General features: G+C 65.6%; 17 protein-coding genes. 11 read left to right on the forward strand and 6 right to left on the reverse strand.

The genetic code is table 11. From position 1 onward, the window contains the following. Nucleotides 1-14: 14 nt before the first annotated feature. Both eutC and FHW64_RS00805 read right to left on the reverse strand, forming a co-directional pair. Nucleotides 15-782, reverse strand: a complete 768-nt coding sequence (eutC, locus tag FHW64_RS00800; protein ID WP_184522090.1) for an ethanolamine ammonia-lyase subunit EutC — start codon at nucleotides 780-782, stop codon at nucleotides 15-17. Further along, nucleotides 779-2,173 (reverse strand): ethanolamine ammonia-lyase subunit EutB, encoded by a 1,395-nt coding sequence (locus tag FHW64_RS00805; RefSeq protein ID WP_184522093.1) that lies wholly within the window; start codon nucleotides 2,171-2,173, stop codon nucleotides 779-781. The genes eutC and FHW64_RS00805 overlap by 4 nt, the downstream gene beginning before the upstream one ends. Nucleotides 2,174-2,291: 118 nt before the next feature. Here FHW64_RS00805 and FHW64_RS00810 point away from each other — a divergent pair, with 118 nt between their 5' ends. Beyond that, nucleotides 2,292-2,666, forward strand: a complete 375-nt coding sequence (locus tag FHW64_RS00810) for an FKBP-type peptidyl-prolyl cis-trans isomerase (RefSeq protein ID WP_184524144.1) — start codon at nucleotides 2,292-2,294, stop codon at nucleotides 2,664-2,666. 13 nt (nucleotides 2,667-2,679) lie between these two features. Here the strand turns inward: FHW64_RS00810 and FHW64_RS00815 are convergent, their stop codons facing one another. After that, on the reverse strand, nucleotides 2,680-4,278 hold the full coding sequence (locus FHW64_RS00815; protein WP_184522095.1) for a glucan biosynthesis protein: 1,599 nt from the start codon (nucleotides 4,276-4,278) through the stop codon (nucleotides 2,680-2,682). Nucleotides 4,279-4,451: 173 nt separating this feature from the next. Here FHW64_RS00815 and ada point away from each other — a divergent pair, with 173 nt between their 5' ends. The 3 genes from ada to alkB are packed head-to-tail and all read left to right on the forward strand — an operon-like array spanning nucleotide 4,452 to nucleotide 6,899. Beyond that, nucleotides 4,452-5,534 (forward strand): bifunctional DNA-binding transcriptional regulator/O6-methylguanine-DNA methyltransferase Ada, encoded by a 1,083-nt coding sequence (gene ada, locus FHW64_RS00820; RefSeq protein WP_221210182.1) that lies wholly within the window; start codon nucleotides 4,452-4,454, stop codon nucleotides 5,532-5,534. Nucleotides 5,535-5,560: 26 nt separating this feature from the next. Then, on the forward strand, nucleotides 5,561-6,241 hold the full coding sequence (locus FHW64_RS00825; protein WP_409350598.1) for a 2OG-Fe(II) oxygenase: 681 nt from the start codon (nucleotides 5,561-5,563) through the stop codon (nucleotides 6,239-6,241). A 10-nt stretch (nucleotides 6,242-6,251) separates the two neighbouring features. Then, on the forward strand, nucleotides 6,252-6,899 hold the full coding sequence (gene alkB / locus FHW64_RS00830; RefSeq protein WP_184522101.1) for a DNA oxidative demethylase AlkB: 648 nt from the start codon (nucleotides 6,252-6,254) through the stop codon (nucleotides 6,897-6,899). A 149-nt stretch (nucleotides 6,900-7,048) separates the two neighbouring features. On the opposite strand, the gene FHW64_RS00835 is transcribed toward alkB, so the two are convergent. Both FHW64_RS00835 and FHW64_RS00840 read right to left on the reverse strand, forming a co-directional pair. Next, on the reverse strand, nucleotides 7,049-8,101 hold the full coding sequence (locus FHW64_RS00835) for an MBL fold metallo-hydrolase (protein WP_184522104.1): 1,053 nt from the start codon (nucleotides 8,099-8,101) through the stop codon (nucleotides 7,049-7,051). Nucleotides 8,102-8,113: 12 nt separating this feature from the next. After that, a complete protein-coding gene (locus FHW64_RS00840; protein ID WP_177142549.1) occupies nucleotides 8,114-8,674 on the reverse strand; it encodes a LuxR C-terminal-related transcriptional regulator in 561 nt (186 codons plus the stop codon). A 126-nt stretch (nucleotides 8,675-8,800) separates the two neighbouring features. Between FHW64_RS00840 and FHW64_RS00845 the strand changes: the two genes are divergently transcribed. The 5 genes from FHW64_RS00845 to FHW64_RS00865 all read left to right on the forward strand — a co-directional run bounded on the left by FHW64_RS00845 (nucleotide 8,801) and on the right by FHW64_RS00865 (nucleotide 12,952). Beyond that, complete coding sequence (locus tag FHW64_RS00845; RefSeq protein WP_184522107.1) at nucleotides 8,801-9,601, forward strand: CoA transferase subunit A; 801 nt, start codon at nucleotides 8,801-8,803, stop codon at nucleotides 9,599-9,601. Between the two features lies 1 nt (nucleotide 9,602). Further along, entirely contained in the window at nucleotides 9,603-10,241 is a 639-nt protein-coding gene (locus FHW64_RS00850) for a 3-oxoacid CoA-transferase subunit B (RefSeq protein ID WP_184522110.1), read from the forward strand. Nucleotides 10,242-10,251: 10 nt separating this feature from the next. Next, the gene (locus FHW64_RS00855) at nucleotides 10,252-11,169 is read left to right on the forward strand and encodes an NYN domain-containing protein (RefSeq protein ID WP_184522113.1); all 918 of its coding nucleotides are present in this window, start codon (nucleotides 10,252-10,254) and stop codon (nucleotides 11,167-11,169) included. 38 nt (nucleotides 11,170-11,207) lie between these two features. Continuing rightward, the gene (locus FHW64_RS00860) at nucleotides 11,208-12,587 is read left to right on the forward strand and encodes a CoA transferase (protein ID WP_184522115.1); all 1,380 of its coding nucleotides are present in this window, start codon (nucleotides 11,208-11,210) and stop codon (nucleotides 12,585-12,587) included. A 101-nt stretch (nucleotides 12,588-12,688) separates the two neighbouring features. Next, a complete protein-coding gene (locus FHW64_RS00865; RefSeq protein ID WP_184522118.1) occupies nucleotides 12,689-12,952 on the forward strand; it encodes a hypothetical protein in 264 nt (87 codons plus the stop codon). A 1-nt stretch (nucleotide 12,953) separates the two neighbouring features. On the opposite strand, the gene FHW64_RS00870 is transcribed toward FHW64_RS00865, so the two are convergent. Further along, entirely contained in the window at nucleotides 12,954-13,865 is a 912-nt protein-coding gene (locus FHW64_RS00870; protein WP_184524148.1) for a LysR family transcriptional regulator, read from the reverse strand. Nucleotides 13,866-13,975: 110 nt separating this feature from the next. On the opposite strand from FHW64_RS00870, the gene FHW64_RS00875 reads away from it, so the two are divergent. Together FHW64_RS00875 and FHW64_RS00880 are read left to right on the forward strand one after the other, a co-directional pair. Continuing rightward, nucleotides 13,976-15,499 (forward strand): CoA-acylating methylmalonate-semialdehyde dehydrogenase, encoded by a 1,524-nt coding sequence (locus FHW64_RS00875; protein ID WP_184522121.1) that lies wholly within the window; start codon nucleotides 13,976-13,978, stop codon nucleotides 15,497-15,499. Between the two features lie 10 nt (nucleotides 15,500-15,509). Then, entirely contained in the window at nucleotides 15,510-16,664 is a 1,155-nt protein-coding gene (locus FHW64_RS00880; protein ID WP_184522123.1) for an acyl-CoA dehydrogenase family protein, read from the forward strand. Nucleotides 16,665-16,675: the final 11 nt, after the last annotated feature.

Consider the following 16,675-nt stretch of genomic DNA (forward strand, 5'->3'; position numbering starts at 1 on the left):
CGCAACGCGGTCCATCATAGGGAGCCGCTCTCGTCGACCAGTGCCAGATGGCTTTCGTCCTTCAAGTTGACGCCGGTCAATCCTCGCCGCAGCGATTCGCGGATCAACCATGCGAGCTTGAATGCCGCCGCCGCGTAGCCGAGGCCTTCCGGGCGGATGTTCGAGATGCAGTTGCGTTCGGCATCGTGCCGTCCACGACGCGGCGCGTGCGTGATGTAGACGCCGAGGCTGTCCGGCGAACTGAGGCCGGGGCGCTCGCCGATCAGGATGATCGACAGGCGCGCGCCGAGATCCTCCGCGATCTCGTCCGCCAGCGCGACGCGAGCCTGGGAAGCGATGACCACTGGCGTCATCGAGAGGCCCGGTGGCAGTTTTGGCCGCAGTTCAGCCAACAGCGGCGCTGCGTGACGCTCGATTGCCATCGACGAGAGCCCGTCGCCGATGACGATGCAAAGGTCCTTCGGAGATCCGGCTAGCGAGCGAAGGCGTGACGAATCCTCGGGGGCCAGTTGACGGCCGAGGTCAGGTCTTCGCAGGTAATACGTGCGATCGCCCGCGCGGCTGTGTACTTGCAGGGTGTCCCAGCCCTGTGAGTGCAACGATTCTGCAAGAGCTTGCGCGTCGAGCGCCGCGTGGATCGCATCGCGCGCCATGGCATGCGCCCAGCCGAAGCGGAGTACCTCGTTCGTGGGCATGCCCGCGCCGGCGCGGCCCAGTGCGATACGGGCCGGCGTTGCAGCACGCCAAGAGTCCAGCGGGCCGGTGGTGGTGGGTTCGTTCATCCAGCAAGTGCCTTCAGCGTGCCCATGTCCGAGAGCATGGCGTTGGAGGAGGCGGGCGCCAGTCGGCCCGCTGCATTGGTGATCTGCATGCCTTGCAACCACGCCTCGAACTCAGGGGCACGCTTGAGGCCCATCGTCTCGCGCAGAAACAGCGCGTCGTGGAAGGACGTGCTCTGGTAGTTGAGCATCACGTCGTCCGCGCCTGGCACGCCCATGATGAAGTTGATTCCCGCAGTGCCGAGCAGCACCAGCAGCGTGTCCATGTCGTCCTGGTCGGCTTCGGCGTGATTGGTGTAGCAGATGTCGCAGCCCAGCGGCAGCCCGAGCAGCTTGCCGCAGAAGTGATCTTCGAGCCCAGCGCGGATGATCTGCTTGCCGTCGTAGAGGTACTCCGGCCCGATGAAACCCACCACCGTGTTGATCAGCAAAGGCTTGTAGCGCCGGGCAAGGCCATAGGCGCGTGCCTCGCAGGTCTGCTGGTCGACGCCGAAGTTGGCGTTGGCCGAGAGCGCGCTGCCCTGGCCGGTCTCGAAGTACATGACGTTGTTGCCGATGGTCCCGCGCTTCATCGCAAGTGCGGCCGCGTACGCCTCGTCGAGCAACTCGGGCGTGACGCCGAAGGAGCGGTTGGTCTTCTCGGTGCCGCCGATGGACTGGAACACCAGATCGACCGGCGCGCCAGCATCCGCGAGCTTCAGCGTGTTGGTGACATGCGTGAGCACGCAACTCTGCGTGGGAATCTGGAAGCGCTGGATCACCTCGTCCAGCATGCGAAGCAGGTCGCCGAGCACCTGCATGCTGTCGGATGCGGGGTTGATGCCGATCACCGCATCGCCAGCGCCCAGCAACAGCCCGTCGAGCAGCGAAGCCGCGATGCCGCGCAGATCGTCCGTCGGGTGGTTGGGCTGCAGCCGCACCGCAAGATGGCCGGGCAAGCCGATCGTGTCGCGAAAACGCGTGACCACGCTGCACTTGCGCGCGATCGACACGAGATCCTGGCTGCGCATGAGCTTGGAGACCGCGGCCACCATCTCCGGCGTCAGGCCCGGTGCGAGCGCAGAGAGGGCGTTGGTATCCGCCTCTTCCGACAGCAGCCAATTGCGGAAGTCGCCAACCGTCAGGTGCGCCACCGGCGCGAAGGCCTGCGCGTCATGGCTGTCGATGATGAGGCGGGTGATGTTGTCTTCCTCGTACGGCACCAGCGCTTCGTTGAGGAATTGCTTCAGCGGTGTCTCAGCGAGGACGTGTCGTGCCGCGAGCCGCTGCTGCGCCGTCGCCGCCGCAATCTCTGCGAGATAGTCGCCCGAACGTGCCGGACTCGCGCAGGCCATGACCTGCTTCAGATCGGCGAACTCGAAGACGTGCGAATCGATCGTGGTTCGGTAGCGCATGAGTGTGAGCCTGCAAGAGCGATGCCAAGCTGGCTTGCGGCGCGGCAATAATGAACCCGTTCATTCAAACATCAAAGGGGTATCCGTGCGATCCATTCTCTGTACCGCCATCGTTTCGATGTTCGTGTTGCCGTCCGCCTTCGCGCAATCCGCGCCGGTCACCAAGCCGAGCGGGCTGATCTTCCAGTCGCTCGTGGATGGGAAGGGCGCGTCACCTGCCGCCACCGACGTCGTGCGCGTGCACTACCGCGGCACCTTTCCCGACGGCAAGGAATTCGACAGCTCCTTCAAGCGCGGCGAGCCGGCGGAGTTTCCGCTCAATGGCGTGATCCCGTGCTGGACCGAAGGCGTGCAACTCATGAAGGTCGGCGGCAAGGCCAAGCTGACCTGCCCGCCGGGGATCGCCTACGGGAAGCGCGGTGCGGGCGGCGTGATTCCGCCGGATGCGACGCTCAATTTCGAGATCGAGTTGCTCGCGATCAAGGACAAGTGACGAACTCCGGGGGTCAGAAGGGCTGAAACTGGTACAGCCAAGTCTCCGTCAGCGTCTGATCCCCGTTCTTCATGTACAGACGCATGTCGACGGGATCCGTCCCCTCGGCCGCGAAGTCGAATTGCGCCCGCCAATGCCCAGGCACCCCGTTCGGCACCGCCTCGGTAAAGATGTACGAGAACTTCCCGCGCGAAGCGGTCAGTACCAGCTCGGGCTTGACGCCGAATGGCAATGTCTCGAGCGGCTTGCCGATGAACTCGACCATGAACTTGCGCACGCCCTGCGGCCTCGGCGTGCCCGGCTGACCGCCACGCCCGATGCGCGTCGCGACGCAGCGCGCGAGCGGCGACGGGAAGGGCTCCTCCGCCGCCCAGTGCAGCCGGTACTTGAGCTCGAAGCTCGACCCGGCCTTGGCCGGCGCCTTGGGCACCCAGCACGCGAGGATGTTGTCGTGGATCTCGTCGTCGGTCGGGATCTCGATCAACTGCACCGAGCCCTCTCCCCATTGGCCAAGCGGCTCGACCCAGAGGCTCGGGCGCTTGTCGTAGTAGACGCCGTCCTGGTAGTGGTCGAACGCACGGTCCCGCTGCAGCAGGCCGAAGCCGCGCGGGTTGTTGTCGCTGAAGGCCGATGCGCGTGTCTGCGCGGGATTGTTCAGCGGGCGCCAGATGCGCTCACCCGCGCCGTTCCACATCGAGAGGCCATCCGAATCGTGCACTTCAGGGCGCCAATCGATGCCGGTCGGCTTCACGGTCTCCGAATACCAGAACATCGATGTCAGTGGCGTCAGGCCGAAGCGGCCGATGTCGCGACGCAGGAAGAGGCGAGCGTCGATGTCCATCAGCACCGCCTTTCCCCGCTGGAGCACGAACTTGTAGGCGCCGGTGATGCTGGGCCCTTCGAGCAGGGCGTAGACCGTCACGGCGTTCGATGAATCGTTCGCCGGCGGCTCGAAGTAGAACTGCGTGAAGGTCGGAAACTCTTCGGCACGGTCGGGCATGGCCGCATCCAGTGCGATGCCGCGTGCCGAGAGACCGTACTGGAACAACTCGCCGATCGCACGGAAGTACGAAGCGCCGAGAAAGGCCACCCAGTCGTTGGTCTGCCACGGCAGCTTCTTCTGGTCGCCGAGGCGGCTTTCCTGAAGGCGGAAGCCCGCGAAGCCGGCGCCGTCAGGCAGTTGTTTCGCCGGGCTGTCCGGCGGCATGTTGAAGTACCCCGGGTCGTAGACGATCTCGCGCGCGAAGCTGTCGCCGCCCGCGATTTCCAGCACGTGCATGTGCACGGGCACCTGGAAGTAGCGGCCCAGGTGGAAGAAGGTGACCGGGAACTGCCCCGGACCGTCGCGGAAGAGGGCGTTGTCGGTGTTGAACTTGATCTTGCCGTGCGCGTCGTAGTCGATCTTTTCCAGGATGTCGGCCGGTAGCGATTTGTCGGCGACGTATGGCTGCGCGCCCAGCGCCTTCGCCTGCGCCACGAGGCGGTCGAAGGAGAACGGCCTTGGCTGGCTCAACTGGAGCCCGGCGGCCGCAAATGCATCGGCGGAGATGCCCAGGGAAGCGAGCGCCAGGGAGGCACCGCCAGCGGTGAGGAGTGAGCGTCGGTCGATCATGTGGCGCAAATGTTAACGACGGTGGGGCCGCGGCTCCGTAGGTCGATGGCTGAAACGGGTTCGCCGAAGTCGGCATCGTCCTACGATCGAATTCGAAAGCAAGCGGCGGAGTGCCCGTTCCACCCCTGATCCCTACAGTGAATGCACCGATCAACGACACTGAAGGACTCGAGATGAACATGCGTAACGACAACGAAACACGTGCACTCGCCACGGTGAGCGATCCACGCTGGGCCGCAGTGGTGGCGCGCGACGCGAAGGCTGACGGCAGCTTCTTCTATTCCGTTCGCAGCACAGGCGTGTACTGCCGGCCGTCCTGCGCGTCGCGCCGGGCGCGGCCGGAGAACATCGAATTCCACGCCACGGTGGCGGATGCCGAGCGCGCGGGTTTCCGTCCGTGCAAGCGCTGTCGGCCTGACGAACCGGCGCGATCCAGCCAGCAGGCGGATCTGGTGGCTGAGCTGTGCCGCTATATCGAGAGCGCCGAGCAGGAGCCGACGCTGGACGAACTCGCCGAACGTGCCGGGCTCAGCCCCTGGCACCTGCACCGGCTCTTCAAGGAAGTGACCGGGGTGACGCCCAAGGCGTACGCAGCAGCGCATCGAGCGAGCCGCGTCCGCCGCGAGTTGACACGCAGCGACACGGTGACCGAGGCGATCTACGACGCGGGCTACAACTCCAACGGCCGCTTCTACGAGGACTCGAACGAGATCCTCGGCATGACGCCGACGGCATGGCGTTCCGGCGGTGCGGACACCGAAATCCGCTTCGCGATCGGCCAATGCGCGCTGGGCGCGATCCTCGTTGCGCAAAGCGAGCGCGGCATCTGCGCGATCGCTCTGGGCGACGATCCCGATGCCTTGGCGCGAGACCTGCAAGACCAGTTTCCGCGTGCCCGGCTGATCGGCGGCGACGCCGAATTCGAAGCGCTGGTCGCAAGGGTGGTCGGCTTCGTCGAGGCACCGCGCGTCGGGCTGGACCTTCCGCTGGATGTACGTGGCACGGCCTTCCAGCAGCGCGTCTGGCAGGCGCTGCGCGAAATCCCGGTGGGCGAGACGGCCAGCTACAGCGAGATCGCGGAGCGCATCGGTTCGCCGAAGTCGGTTCGCGCGGTGGCGCAGGCGTGCGGCGCGAATGCGCTCGCGGTGGCGATCCCTTGCCATCGCGTGGTGCGCAGCGATGGTGGCCTCTCAGGGTACCGCTGGGGCGTCGATCGCAAGAGCGCGCTGCTGCGCCGGGAAGCCGAGCCCGCATGAGCACGTGGAAGGAACGGGTGACGCACATGGACTGGGCACAGGCCGAAGCCGATCTCGATGACCAGGGCTGTGCGCTGCTGCCGTCTCTGCTCACGCCCGGCGAGTGCGAGTCGCTCGCCGGGCTGTACGGGGCCGAGAAGCCCTTTCGCAGTCGCGTGGTGATGGAGCGGCACGGCTTCGGTCGCGGCGAGTACAAGTACTTCGCCTATCCGCTGCCGGAGCCGATCGCGGTGCTGCGCGAGCGGCTCTATCCGCATCTGGTGCCGATCGCGAATCGCTGGAACGAGATCATGGACATCGACGTGCGCTATCCGGCGCGGCATGCCGAGTTCATCGATCGCTGCCATGCGGCGGGCCAGTTGCGGCCGACGCCCTTGCTGCTGCAGTACGCGCCGGACGACTACAACTGCCTGCATCAGGATCTGTACGGCGAGCATGTGTTTCCGCTGCAGGTGGTGATCCTTCTTTCCGAGCCCGGCCGCGACTTCACTGGTGGCGAGTTCGTGATGACGGAGCAGCGACCACGGATGCAGTCGCGACCGATGGTGCTGCCACTGCGGCAGGGTGATGCGGCGGTGATCGCGGTGCATCACCGGCCGGTGCAGGGCACGCGAGGTGCGTATCGCGTGAATCTGCGCCATGGTGTGAGTCGCGTGCGTTCGGGGCAACGGCATACGGCCGGCATCATCTTCCACGACGCTCAATGAGCAGCACGCGATGACGCAGGATTTGTTCGACGACGAAGTGCAGTCCGCAGCACTGCCGCTCGGGCCCGGCGCGGTGGTGTTGCGCCGCTTTGCGCGGCCTGATGAGGCTGCGCTGCAGGATGCCGTCCGGCAAGTGATCGAGCAGGCACCGCTGCGCCACATGGTGACGCCTGGCGGCTTCCGCATGTCGGTCGCGATGACCAACTGCGGTGATCTCGGCTGGGTGACCGATCTCACCGGCTATCGCTATGACCCCCATGATCCCGAGAGCGGCAACCCGTGGCCGCGCCTGCCGGATGTGTTCAGGCGGCTTGCATCCGAAGCCGCATCGCAAGGGGGCTTCGACGGCTTCGTGCCCGATGCATGCCTCATCAATCGCTACGAGCCGGGCACGCGGCTCTCGTTGCATCAGGACCGCAACGAAAGGGACTTCAGCCAGCCGATCGTTTCGGTGTCACTTGGCATCTCCGCGGTGTTCCTGTTCGGTGGGCCGAAGCGTTCGGACAAGGCGCGCCGCGTTCCGCTGGACCATGGCGATGTCGTGGTCTGGGGCGGACCGGCGCGGCTGCATTACCACGGCGTGTTGCCTTTGAAGGAGGGCACGCATCTGTTCTGGGATGGATGCCGGATCAATCTCACTTTTCGAAAGGCGGGTTGACATGAAATCCACCGCTCGCCTCGTCCTCGCTGCCGTTCTGAGCGCGACGCTCCTGACCGGATGCGGCGTTTTCGGTTGCGCCGCCGGGGGCGGCAGTGGTCGCGCTTCCGGGGGATGCACGGCAGGCACCAGGTTCTAGGCGCCTGCGATCACCCGAGGCGCGACGCGAGCCTGCGCGTTTCGCCCACTGCGACAGCGAAGAAATGCTCCTCGGGAATGCCTTGCGCGTCGCGCACTTCTGCCAGCTTTCGTGGCGGATCGTCGAGCGCCTCATCGCTCAGTTCGAAGACGCCCCAATGAATGCCGAGCGAACGCTTGGCGCCGACATCGGCGTGGATGCGCAACGCCTCCTCGATGTCCACGTGCTGCGACTTCATGAACCAGCGCGGCGCATAGGCCCCAATCGGGATCAGCGCGATGTCGAATCCGCCGCCTTGCTCCGGCGCCTGCCGGTCGCTGAAATGCCGGCGGATGTCGGCGAAGTCGCGCGAATAGCCGGTGTCGCCGGTGTAGAGCAGATGGCAGTCCGGCGCGATCACCGCGAAGCCGCCCCATAGCGTCGCCATTGCATCGCGCGGGCTGCGCGATGACCAGTGCTGCGCAGGCACGAGCGCGATCTCCACCTCGCCGTGCGCGCCGGGCACCGTGTGCCGGTCCCACCAGTCCAGTTCGACCGTATTGCGGATTCGGCGACCGTGCAGCCAGGGCTTGACGCCCAGCGGGACCACGAACAACGGCGGTCCGCCCGGCTGCCGGTTGAGCGCATCCACCGATGGTGCATCGAGATGGTCATAGTGGTTGTGCGACACCAGCACCAGGTCCACGCGCGGCAACTGCGGCAGCTCGATCCCCGGCGGCGTGTGCCGCCTGGGCCCCGCGAAGGGCACCGGCGATGCGCGCAGCGAGAACATCGGATCGGTCAGCACCGTGAGCCCGCCCATCTGCACCAGCACCGTCGCATGGCCGATCCAGGTGAAGCAGGGCGCCATCGCCTGGCCTGCACGCGCATTGGCGTGAAGCCAATCCAGCTCTGGCGCGACGCGGGGCGTCGGTGCGAGGGGCGGCCGGGGCAGGCGGTCGCGGAGGGCCTGCCGGCGCCAGCGCAGCAGTTCCGAGAGGCTCTTCGGCTGGAACTCCACGTAGTTGTTCTGGAAACCGTGTTCGCGGTGGTGCGGTTTGGCGGGGTCGTGATAGCGGTTCATCTGAGCCGCAATCTATCCGGCAATCAGTTTCTGGACCAGTTCAGCGGTCGTGGCCGCGGCGTACTTGCGCATCAGCCGCGCGCGGTGTATTTCGACCGTGCGATGGCTGATCTGCAGCGCCTTGCCGATCTCCTTCGAGGTGCGGCCCTGCATGACCTGCGCCGCCACCTCGCGCTCGCGCGGCGTGAGTTCGGCTTTGACCGAGCGCCGCGACCCCAGATCCTCGAAGGTCCAGATGCCTGCCTCGTGCGGTGCCTCCCGGTTCAAGGCCTGGCCGCTGACGTGGCACCAGAAGGTCTCGCCGGCGAACATCCCGTGCAGATTGCCCAGGCGCTTCATCATGCGGTTGTCGGCGTAACGTCCGCTTGCATTGAGGATCGGCTCCATGCGCTTGCCGATGCGCTCGAATTCGGCGACGCTCGGGTAGAGCACCTGGAAGGATTGGCCGACGAGCGCATCGCGCGTGGCGCCGAACATCTCGCACACGCGGGCGTTGCAGTCCACGATGATGCGGTGTCGAGACAGCACCATGCCCACCGGCGCAAGCTCGAAAGCCAGCCGGTAGTCGACCATCGGTAAATTTCCTTCGGGTGTCTCCATTACGAAATACTACGTATGCCTGTACGTAGTATCGTCGCTGTCACGGATTCAGCCGGATTCAGCCGGATTCAACCACCCACCACCACCGAACGAGGAACCATGGCGAACAAGATCTACCCCTCCGCCGACGCGGCGCTCAAGGGCGTCGTGGCTGACGGCCAGACCCTCGCTGTCGGAGGCTTCGGCCTCTGCGGCATCCCCGAGGCACTCATCGACGCACTGCACGATTCAGGCGTCAAGAACCTCACCTGCATCTCCAACAACGCGGGCGTCGACGGCTTTGGCCTCGGCAAGCTGCTCGAGACGCGCCAGATCAAGAAGATGGTCGCGAGCTACGTCGGCGAGAACAAGGAGTTCGAGCGCCAGTACCTCGCAGGCGAACTCGAGCTCGAATTCACGCCGCAGGGCACGCTGGCCGAAAAGCTGCGCGCCGGCGGCGCCGGCATCCCGGCCTTCTTCACCAAGACCGGCGTGGGCACGCAGGTCGCCGAAGGCAAGGAACTGCGTGAGTTCGACGGTGAGACCTATGTGATGGAACGCTCGCTCGTTCCCGACGTTGCCCTCGTCAAGGCCGACGTGGCCGACAAGTCCGGCAACCTGCGCTTCCGCCTGACGGCGCGCAACTTCAACCCGGCCGCTGCGATGGCCGGCAAGATCTGCATCGTCGAAGTCGAGAAGATCGTCGAAGTCGGTGAGCTCGCACCGGACGACATTCACCTGCCGGGCATCTACGTGCACCGCATCGTGCTCAACGCCACCCCAGAGAAGCGCATCGAGAAGCGCACCGTGAGCGCGTCGGTCGACGCCGTCGCCGCCAAGGTCGAAGCACAGGCTGCCATCGCACAAGCCGCTGCCGGCAGCGAAGTGCCAGCGCCGATCAAGAACACCAAAGGAGCCTGACATGCCCTGGACCCAAGACCAGATGGCCGCGCGCGCGGCCCAAGAACTCGAAGACGGCTTCTACGTCAACCTCGGCATCGGCATCCCCACGCTGGTCGCGAACTTCGTCGGCGACAAGGAAGTGTGGCTGCAGAGCGAGAACGGCATGCTCGGCATCGGCCCGTTTCCGACCGAAGACCAGGTCGACGCCGACCTGATCAACGCCGGCAAGCAGACCGTGACCACGCTGCCCGGCAGCGCCATCTTCGGCAGCCATGACAGCTTCGCGATGATCCGCGGCGGCAAGATCAACCTGTCGATCCTCGGCGCCATGCAGGTGAGCGCCAAGGGTGACCTCGCCAACTGGATGATCCCCGGCAAGATGGTCAAGGGCATGGGCGGCGCGATGGACCTCGTCGCGGGCGTCAAGCGCGTGATCATTCTGATGGAGCACGTCGCGAAGAAGAAGGATGGCACCGAGGACCTCAAGATCCTCGACAACTGCTCGCTGCCGCTGACCGGCGTGGGCGTGGTCGACCGCATCATCACTGACCTGGCTGTGATCGACGTGACCTCTGACGGCCTCAAGGTCGTCGAACTGGCACCGGGCGTGAGCTTCGAGCAACTCCAGTCGAAGACCGGGCCGAAGCTGATTCAGTAATCTCCCGCGGATGAAAGCCAACGGCGAAGCGAAGGTCGCGATCTACTGGGATTTCGAGAACCTGCACGCGGTCCTCACCGACCAGAAGAACGGGCAGGACTACTACCGTGACCATCGCATGAGCGTGCAGGCGCCGGTGGTCGACGTGACCCCGGTGCTCGACTACGCAGCGTCGTTCGGCGATGTGATCATTCATCGCGCGTACGGCAACTGGCAGTTCTTCGCGCGGTACCGCGATGCGCTCAACGGCGCGGGCATCGATCTGATCCAGATGTTCCCCCGTGGCGCCAACATGAAGAACAGCGCCGACATCCGGATGGCGCTCGACGCGCTGAGCGACATCCACGCGCATCCGCACCTGACGCACGTCGTGATCGTCTCGAGCGACAGCGATTTCATCAGCCTGGCGCAGAAGGCCAAGCAGGCGGGCCGCTTCGTTGCGGGCGTGGGCGTCGAGAACAACAGCAACCGCTTCTGGATCGCGAGCTGCAACGAGTTCAAGTTCTATCGTGCGCTGGTCGAGCTCAGCGAGGCCAGCGAGCTTGCAGCCTCGGTCGCGGCCGCTGCGGTCCCATCGGCACCCGCGGCTTCCGAGGCACCCGCCAATCCCGTGCCGGACGCCGCCGTGACGCCGGCCGCGCCTGAGTTGCCGACGCTTCTCTCAGTCGATGAAGCGCGCGAAACGCTGATCAAGTCGCTGACGCAGCTTGTCGCGCGGCAAGGTGACAACTACGTGAAGCGCGGAGCGCTCAAGTCCCTGATGAAGCGGCTGATGCCGGCCTTCGACGAGCGGACGCTGGGTTGCAGCAGCTTCACGAGCTTTCTCGAAAAGTTTCCCGACATCGTGCGGATCGTGGACGCGGACGGCGGTGGTCACGTCGCGCTGGTCGATGCCGCGCTGGCTGAGCCGGAGTCCGCCACACGCTGAGCGCGGGGTGGCCTCTGCCTTTGCATGGAGGTCCGAACATGATTGCGAAAGACGCGCTGGGTGGAATCTGGCGAATGGCCGGTTTGCCCGAGGATGCGCTGGCCTACGTGCAACTCAGTGGCGAAGATCCGGTTCTGCCCTCGTCCTTCGCGGTCGGTGCAGCCGCGCAGAGCACCATCGCGGCGGCCGCACTCGCTGCATGCGAACTGGGCCATGCGCGCGGTGCGCCGCGCCAGCAGGTAGCGGTGGACATGCAGCATGCGGCGCTTGAATGCACCGCATGGTTCAGCATCGATGGTCGCGCGCCGGATATCTGGGATGCGTTCTCGGGCCTCTATCGCGCGTCCGACGGGTGGGTGCGAATACATGCCAATTTCGCGCACCATCGCGAAGGCGCGCTGCGGTTGCTGGGACTCGATCCGGCCACCGCGCAACGCGCGGACGCAGAAGCGGCGATGCAGTCGTGGAAGGCCAAGGACTTCGAGGACGCGGCCGCTGCCAAGGGTTTGGTCGCCACCGCGTTGCGGCGGTTCGACGAATGGGACGCGACGCCACAGGGCCAGGCGCTCTCCGGCCAGCCGCTGTTCACCATCGAGCGCATCGGCGATGCGTCGCCGCTCGCACTGCCGCCGCTCGCGGACGATGCGCGTCCGCTGTCGGGCGTGCGCGTACTCGACCTCACCCGGATCCTCGCCGGCCCGGTCGGCGGTCGCGCGCTGGCGGCCTATGGAGCCGACGTGATGCTCGTCAATTCACCGAACCTGCCGAACATCGAAGCCGTCGCGGACACGAGCCGCGGCAAGCTTTCAACGCACATCGATCTGCAGAACCAACAAGGGCGCGACGCGCTCGGCCGTTTGCGGGGCGATGCGCATGTGTTCATTCAGGGCTATCGACCCGGCGGCATTGCGGCGCTCGGATTCGGGCCGGACGATGCGGCGCGCGCACGTCCGGGCATCGTCTACGTCTCGCTCACCGCCTACGGCACGCAGGGCCCTTGGGCATCGCGCCGTGGCTTCGATTCGCTCGTGCAGACGGCCATGGGCTTCAACCATGCCGAAGGCGAAGCTGCAGGCGGCGGCAAGCCGCGGCCGCTGCCGATGCAGATCCTCGACGAAGCGACCGGCTATCTCATCGCCATGGGCGCGTCGGCCGCGATGTGCCGCCAGCGGCGCGAAGGCGGAAGCTGGCATGTGCAGGTGTCGCTCGCGCAAACGGGCCACTGGCTGCGCAGCCTGGGTCGCGTGCCTGATGGATTGAAGATCGCCGTGCCCGACAAGACGCCTTTTCTCGAAACCTCACCTTCCGGTTTCGGCGAATTGACCGGCCTGAGCCACAGCGCACGCCTGTCGCGCACACCCGCCGCATGGCCGCGGCCTTCGATGCCGCCCGGGAGCCATCCGCCGGTGTGGCCCTAGTCATCACCTCGCCAAGGGATGTGCCGCTGCGCATCGCCGACTAGATTTGGCGGTGCACGGTCGACCTGATCGACCGGCAATCAGGAAGGAAGGTGATCGTCATGAACAAGCGATCAACAGGGGGCTTTCCAAAGTTCGGATGGCAATGGGTCATCTCGCTGGCGCTGCTGGCGACAGTAGGACTCGGCAGCTCGATCGTCGAAGGCCTGTCTGAAACTGCGCATCGCTCGAAGGCTCCCGTGACGCGGCCTGCTGCCGCGCAAGCGCAATCCACCGAGCAAACTACCTACCCAGTGCCTGCGGCGAGCGACGTGTTCTCGGGCACGCCGGCTCCGCAGTCCACGGATGTGATTCCGAGCTTCTGAATCAGGCTGGCTCGCCGCCGTGCTCGGGCGGCAAAAGGATGTCGCGTTGCGCTTCCACGGTCTCCTTCAGAAAGTCCCACACCACCTTCATGCGTGCGAGGTGCCGCGTCTCGGCGGGCACCGACATCCAGAAGGTGCGGATGAAATTCGCCTCACCCGGCAGCACGCGCCGCAATGACTTGTCGCGTTCGGCGATGAAGGCTGGAAGCACCGCGATACCCGCACCCGCGGCGGTGGCCTGATGCTGCGCGAGGATGCTCGTGCTGCGCAGGGCGAACGAGTCGGGCTTGTACAGCTCGTCGAGGTACTGCAGTTCCTTGCTGAACAGCAGGTCGTCCACGTAGCTGATGAAGGTGTGGCCGCGCAGGTCTTCCCGCGACCGGATCGCGCCGTGTTTCGCGAGGTACTGCTTCGACGCATAGAGGCGCAGCACGTAGTCGGTCAGCTTGGTGACTACCACTGGCCCGCGCGCGGGACGTTCGAGCGAAATCACGATATCGGCCTCGCGCCGTGACAGGTGGACGAGGCGCGGCATCGCGAGCAGGTCGATCACCAGCTTGGGGTGCTGCTGCGCGAAGAGCGCAAGCTGCGGCGCGAGCACCACGGTGCCGAAGCCTTCGGTGGCGCCGATGCGCACCAGTCCCGACAACCCTTCGTTGGAAGCTGGCGCAGTGCTTTCGACAGCACGGAAGGCGCTTTCCATCGCCTCGACCTGCGGCTGCAGCCGACGGCCGGCTTCGGTCAGCCGGTGCCCATCCGATTCGCGCGAGAAAAGGGCGGTGCCGATTTCCTTTTCGAGCGCCTGGATGCGCCGTGCGACGGTGGTGTGATCGACCGTCAGCCGACGCGCCGCGCCGACCAGCGTGCCGGTGCGCGCGAGTTCGAGAAAGAAGCGCAGGTTGTCCCAATCCATGCGTTGCAATTATGCAGATCGGTGATGCGTATTTGTCTATTGCAACGGCAAAAGTGCAAAGCTAGCATCCTTGCTCGCTTCGAACACATTGCATTCAGGAGACAAGGTTCATGGACGCCACCACCACCCCCGCGACGAAGGTCGCCACCGTCAAGCTGCTCATCGGCGGCAAGTTCGTCGAGTCGAAGACCACCGAGTGGCGCGACATCGTCAACCCAGCCACGCAGCAAGTGCTGGCCAAGGTGCCGTTCGCCACGCAGGACGAAGTCGATGCCGCGGTCGCTTCCGGCAAGGAAGCCTTCAAGACTTGGCGCAAGACGGCCATCGGCGCGCGGGCGCGCATCTTCCTCAAGTACCAGCAGCTCATCCGCGAGCACATGGGCGAGCTGGCCGCGATCCTCACGGCCGAGCAGGGCAAGACGCTTCCCGATGCTGAAGGCGACGTGTTCCGTGGCCTCGAAGTCGTCGAGCATGCGGCCGGCATCGGCAACCTGCAGTTGGGCGAGTTCGCGAACAACGTCGCGGGCGGTGTCGATACCTACTCGGTGCTGCAGCCGCTCGGCGTGTGCGCGGGCATCACGCCGTTCAACTTCCCCGCCATGATTCCGCTGTGGATGTTCCCGATGGCGATCGTTACCGGCAACACCTTCGTGCTGAAGCCGTCCGAGCAGGACCCGATGGTCACCATGCGCCTGTGCGAGCTGGCGATCGAAGCGGGTATTCCGCCCGGCGTGCTCAACGTGGTGCACGGCGGCGAAGCGGTGGTCAACGCGATCTGCGATCACAAGGACATCAAGGCGATCTCGTTCGTCGGCTCGACCAAGGTCGGCACGCACGTCTACAACCGTGCATCGCTGGCCGGCAAGCGCGTGCAATGCATGATGGGCGCGAAGAACCACGCCATCGTCATGCCTGATGCGAACAAGGAGCAGACGCTCAATGCACTCGCCGGGGCTGCCTTCGGTGCAGCGGGTCAGCGCTGCATGGCGGTGTCGGTCGCGGTGCTGGTGGGCGATGCGCGCAATTGGGTTCCCGATCTCGTCGAGAAGGCCAAGACGCTGAAGGTGGGCGCGGGCACCGAGAAGGGCGTGGACGTCGGCCCGCTGGTCTCGTGCGCGGCGTTCGATCGCGTCACGGGCCTCATCGAGCGCGGCGTGGCCGATGGCGCGACGCTGGCGCTCGACGGACGCAAGCCCACAGTGCCCGGCTACGAGAAGGGCAACTTCGTCGGCCCGACGGTCTTCGCGGACGTGAAGCCCGGCATGTCGATCTACGAGCAGGAAATCTTCGGCCCGGTGCTGTGCCTCGTCGGCGCGGACAACATCGACGATGCGATCGAGCTGATCAACGCCAACCCGAATGGCAACGGCACTGCGATCTTCACGCAGTCCGGTGCGGCGGCGCGGCGCTTCCAGGAAGACATCGACGTGGGGCAGGTCGGCATCAATGTGCCGATCCCGGTGCCGGTGCCGATGTTCTCCTTTACCGGTTCGCGCGCGTCGAAGCTCGGCGACCTCGGCCCGTACGGCAAGCAGGTGGTGCTGTTCTACACGCAGACCAAGACGGTGACTTCGCGCTGGTTTGACGACAGCACTGTCTCGCACGGCGTCAACACGACCATCAGCCTCAAGTAAGCTCGTCCGCATGGACTTCGAGCTGACTGAAGAGCAGCGCGCCTTCGCGCATACCGCGCGCGAATTCGCGCTCGCCGAATTCGCGCCGCACGCGGCCCGGTGGGACGCCGAGGCGATCTTCCCCAAGGAAGCGATCGCCAAGGCGGGTGAACTGGGTTTCTGCGGCCTCTACGCACCCGAGAGCATCGAAGGGCTGGCGCTGCCGCGCCTCGATGCGACGCTGGTGTTCGAGGAGATGGCGGCGGTCGATCCGTCGACCACCGCCTTCATCACGATCCACAACATGGCGACGTGGATGCTCGGCACCTGGGGAGGCCCTGCGGTGCGCGAGCGCTGGGGTGCCGACCTGACCAGTGGCCGCAAGCTCGCCTCGTACTGTTTGACCGAACCCGGTGCGGGCTCCGATGCCGGCTCGCTCAAGACGCGCGCCGAGTTGCAGGGCAACGAGTACGTCATCAACGGCGGCAAGGCCTTCATCTCCGGCGCCGGTTCGACCGACGTACTTGTGCTGATGGCGCGCACCGGCGGCGGCGGCCCGAGCGGCATCTCGGCCATCGCGGTGCCGGCCGATGCGCCCGGCATCAGCTACGGCAAGAAGGAACACAAGATGGGCTGGAACAGCCAGCCCACGCGCACCATCAACTTCGACAACGTGCGTGTGCCCGCGGAAAACCTTCTCGGCAAGGAAGGCGAGGGCTTCCGCATCGCGATGAAGGGGCTCGATGGCGGGCGCATCAACATCGCGACCTGCTCGGTCGGTGCTGCGCAGGGCGCGCTCGATGCGGCTCGGCGCTATCTGCATGAACGGCAGCAGTTCGGCAAGCCGCTCTCGAGCTTTCAGGCGCTGCAGTTCAAGTTGGCAGACATGGCGACCGAACTCGTCGCCGCGCGCCAGATGGTGCGTATGGCCGCAAGCAAGCTCGATGCGGGTCATGCCGATGCGAGCACCTATTGCGCCATGGCCAAGCGCTTTGCGACCGATGCGGGCTTCACCGTCTGCAACGAGGCGCTGCAACTGCATGGCGGCTATGGCTACCTGAGCGAATTCCCGCTGGAGCGGCTGGTGCGCGATGCGCGCGTGCACCAGATCCTCGAAGGCACCAACGAAATCATGCGAATGATCGTCGCCCGCAAGCTGCTGGATGGCGACGCCGATATCCGATAACAACCAGAACC

The organism is Variovorax sp. Sphag1AA (assembly GCF_014192575.1).
Classification (GTDB): domain Bacteria; phylum Pseudomonadota; class Gammaproteobacteria; order Burkholderiales; family Burkholderiaceae_C; genus Variovorax.

Bases quoted from the DNA above. Each gene is read 5' to 3' on its own strand.
- eutC (WP_184522090.1), bottom strand. From the start codon at position 782: ATGAACGAACCCACCACCACCGGCCCGCTGGACTCTTGGCGTGCTGCA.
- FHW64_RS00805 (WP_184522093.1), bottom strand. From the start codon at position 2,173: ATGCGCTACCGAACCACGATCGATTCGCACGTCTTCGAGTTCGCCGAT.
- FHW64_RS00810 (WP_184524144.1), top strand. From the start codon at position 2,292: ATGTTCGTGTTGCCGTCCGCCTTCGCGCAATCCGCGCCGGTCACCAAG.
- FHW64_RS00815 (WP_184522095.1), bottom strand. From the start codon at position 4,278: ATGATCGACCGACGCTCACTCCTCACCGCTGGCGGTGCCTCCCTGGCG.
- ada (WP_221210182.1), top strand. From the start codon at position 4,452: ATGAACATGCGTAACGACAACGAAACACGTGCACTCGCCACGGTGAGC.
- FHW64_RS00825 (WP_409350598.1), top strand. From the start codon at position 5,561: ATGGACTGGGCACAGGCCGAAGCCGATCTCGATGACCAGGGCTGTGCG.
- alkB (WP_184522101.1), top strand. From the start codon at position 6,252: ATGACGCAGGATTTGTTCGACGACGAAGTGCAGTCCGCAGCACTGCCG.
- FHW64_RS00835 (WP_184522104.1), bottom strand. From the start codon at position 8,101: ATGAACCGCTATCACGACCCCGCCAAACCGCACCACCGCGAACACGGT.
- FHW64_RS00840 (WP_177142549.1), bottom strand. From the start codon at position 8,674: ATGGTCGACTACCGGCTGGCTTTCGAGCTTGCGCCGGTGGGCATGGTG.
- FHW64_RS00845 (WP_184522107.1), top strand. From the start codon at position 8,801: ATGGCGAACAAGATCTACCCCTCCGCCGACGCGGCGCTCAAGGGCGTC.
- FHW64_RS00850 (WP_184522110.1), top strand. From the start codon at position 9,603: ATGCCCTGGACCCAAGACCAGATGGCCGCGCGCGCGGCCCAAGAACTC.
- FHW64_RS00855 (WP_184522113.1), top strand. From the start codon at position 10,252: ATGAAAGCCAACGGCGAAGCGAAGGTCGCGATCTACTGGGATTTCGAG.
- FHW64_RS00860 (WP_184522115.1), top strand. From the start codon at position 11,208: ATGATTGCGAAAGACGCGCTGGGTGGAATCTGGCGAATGGCCGGTTTG.
- FHW64_RS00865 (WP_184522118.1), top strand. From the start codon at position 12,689: ATGAACAAGCGATCAACAGGGGGCTTTCCAAAGTTCGGATGGCAATGG.
- FHW64_RS00870 (WP_184524148.1), bottom strand. From the start codon at position 13,865: ATGGATTGGGACAACCTGCGCTTCTTTCTCGAACTCGCGCGCACCGGC.
- FHW64_RS00875 (WP_184522121.1), top strand. From the start codon at position 13,976: ATGGACGCCACCACCACCCCCGCGACGAAGGTCGCCACCGTCAAGCTG.
- FHW64_RS00880 (WP_184522123.1), top strand. From the start codon at position 15,510: ATGGACTTCGAGCTGACTGAAGAGCAGCGCGCCTTCGCGCATACCGCG.